2 protein-coding genes are annotated in these 2,710 nt (G+C 38.2%); both read left to right on the plus strand.

Features of this window, described 5'->3' with window-relative positions; all coding sequences use genetic code 11:
• On the plus strand, positions 1 to 245 hold a 245-nt coding region (locus AADEFJLK_RS25305; RefSeq protein ID WP_211299312.1), incomplete at its 5' end, for a hypothetical protein.
• Between the two features lie 197 nt (positions 246 to 442).
• Entirely contained in the window at positions 443 to 2,242 is a 1,800-nt protein-coding gene (locus AADEFJLK_RS22110; RefSeq protein ID WP_146054707.1) for a hypothetical protein, read from the plus strand.
• Positions 2,243 to 2,710 lie beyond the last annotated feature (468 nt).

The following is a 2,710-nucleotide window of genomic DNA, read 5'->3' on the forward strand; positions in this document are numbered from 1 at the left end:
ACATAGAAGAAAACCGCGTGCAGGATAACGTCTTTCGGATAGTGGGTGCCTTTAAAGCTGATCTTCATAGTCTGGCAACAAAAATTGGCGGATTATCCCCCAAAATTAGAAAGTTTGCGACAGAACCCTATTATTTTGCTTTTTATAACGGTAGGCGTTCGCATTCTTGGGCTATAAAACGCCTTTGGAATTTGAGCGGGAATTTTACAGCAAGGTTGCCTAAGAAAGTGTCCGGTTTTTGTTGACCATTACATGTTAAAAACTTAAATATCGTCTACTATATATCAATATCGGCGGCAACCGATCAAATAAACTTAGCAAAAGCGATCATAATGACAATTTATATCATGTAATGAGTCGTACAATAAGTCACCGATATATAATAACACACGGCAAATAAGCCAAGACAAAACTTAAAAATAGACCATGAGTATTTAATATTATGAATATAACCATAAAAAACAACAATTTAGATTTTGTATTAAAGGTTTTTTGTTTGTTTGTCAGTGCCAGTTCGGCCTCCAATGCCTCTAATATATCTGACACCAAATATTTTGATTTTTCAGATACTCATTATTCAAACGACCGAAAAGGGTTACCAATTGTTACAAGAGCCGTACCCGCCGATTCGTTGTCAAATGCCGATTATTCTGGAGCTTGTGTCTATTTTTACGGAGGAGTGGGTAACCCGACTATGAATACCCTTAATAGTGACATATCAAAAATTCCACCATTAGACCCAACATCAACATCAACATCAGACAACCAATTAATATCGGATGATGTCTCCCAAACATATACCGATTACATAACCCCAACAAAATACAATACCTTAATGTCTAAACTTGACATGTTCTATTTAAGTGCACAAGTGATGTTCCCTATAAAAAGCATGTACACTACCCAACCCGATTATTCAAAAATCCCGCACTTTTGCGAAAAAACCGACAAAGGTTTAAACCTGACAGCCACCACCAACCTTACATCCACCAATGGCATTATTGGCTCTTATATCCAACTCAAATCTCTTTCAAAGACCAAAAATATATTTAACTTCCAGTTTATGACCGATAGCATAATCATGGAAACAAAAAGCCAGTATTGGTGGAAAGATACGTTCAACTGGGGTGATATTTTTTACCCAAATTACGATGGCATTACAGATAAAAATAATACAATAACACCATATGAAAACAATTATGGTTTAAATTATTTTCATGGCCCAGCGGCATCTATATCATATAAAGTATCTAACCCTGCCATTAATAATAAGAAACAAACAGCCATCGGTAACTACGCTCATTTATATCTGACTTATAATCTAAAGCGCAACCTTAAAAACTATAATGGAAGTGCCAGCGAGTATGTAAAACAAGATGATTACAGTAAAGCCCCGCCTATACAAACATTTACAATAACCGACACAACATCCCAAACCACAACCAATGTAACTACCGGAGCATTTAGCAGCGGGGTTAAAACCGATAACACAATCACATGCGACACTCAAAAAAACAACAATTGCGGCACTTCTCAAAACACTTATAACCCAAATAAGGATGGTACTGGCATACGCATGGGGATTTCTTTCATGTACTACAATAGTGATGCCAATAATGATACTAACAGCAATTGTTGGTCAACATCTAATAATTATTATCCTGATGTTACTATAACGGATAGCATAGCTAAAAAACCGGATAATATTCCAAAATTCACCTTCAATTTTGTTACAAACATCTTTGATGAAAGATTTGAATATATCGATCAAACCCCAAAAGGAGATAGGGTGGCCATCAAATACTTAATGGTTGATAATGCAACTACCATACAAATGTATAGATATCCGCTGGCGAATTTAATAAACTACGATAATTTCAAGATTGGGTCGTTCCACTACAATCCCTTTAAGAGAACAGGAAGCTTTACAGGAGCAGATGGCAATTCTTTTACAGGCATTAATAATATAGATTTGTTGGACTCTATTAGTAGTGAAGAAACTAGCCCAATTAGAAAAGTAATAACGACTTTAGTTAATCAAGGCGTATTACCGTCCCCACCCCAACAATGTGGCACAACAACAACTCCTAAATCGGTCAACGATGCCATACCAGATGAATACTATAAACATATTCTTAACCATCTATACGTCACTGCAGCCAGTACAGGGTTTGAAACAGGCGGCTTATCCGATTTAAGTTTCACCCTTTATGACTTCAGTTTAAGAGGATCAAATCAATAAGTTAATTAAAATTATTTATGCTTAAAGGACGGATAATCGTTATTTAACCATTTCCAATATCATCAATCTGCGTTGCTTTGACCATAATTAACGGTTTAATAATCATAGGCACCCGGCTCCGCCGGGTGCTATAGTTGTAACGGCTCGCGTTTGAAACCGGTTGGGCTTGCATCAATACCTTCGCCAAACGGACAGGTTAAGCTGAAGTCTGAATCGCCCCCAACCCACTGATCGGCCTAAAGCCCCTTCCCAAACGCCGCCCTATTTGGGGTGGGGGTTTGAAGTCCAGTGGTACGAAAACGTACGCTAAGCAAAATTATTGACTTTTATAGCAAAAAACAAAGGGGAGTCGCTATTTTTGCGAAAGATTGCTTCGGCATCCTTGCCGGTCAATCAGCAAAAATCACGCGACCGCTTATGCCTTCGGCTGCCCCAGCCGTCCTGGTCACTCGCTCGCCACCCAACAAG

This window comes from Methylovulum psychrotolerans (assembly GCF_002923755.1).
In the GTDB taxonomy this organism is placed as follows: domain Bacteria; phylum Pseudomonadota; class Gammaproteobacteria; order Methylococcales; family Methylomonadaceae; genus Methylovulum; species Methylovulum psychrotolerans.

What these genes read in the sequence shown, in the direction of transcription:
- AADEFJLK_RS22110 (WP_146054707.1), top strand. Translation starts at nt 443, where the DNA reads ATGAATATAACCATAAAAAACAACAATTTAGATTTTGTATTAAAGGTT.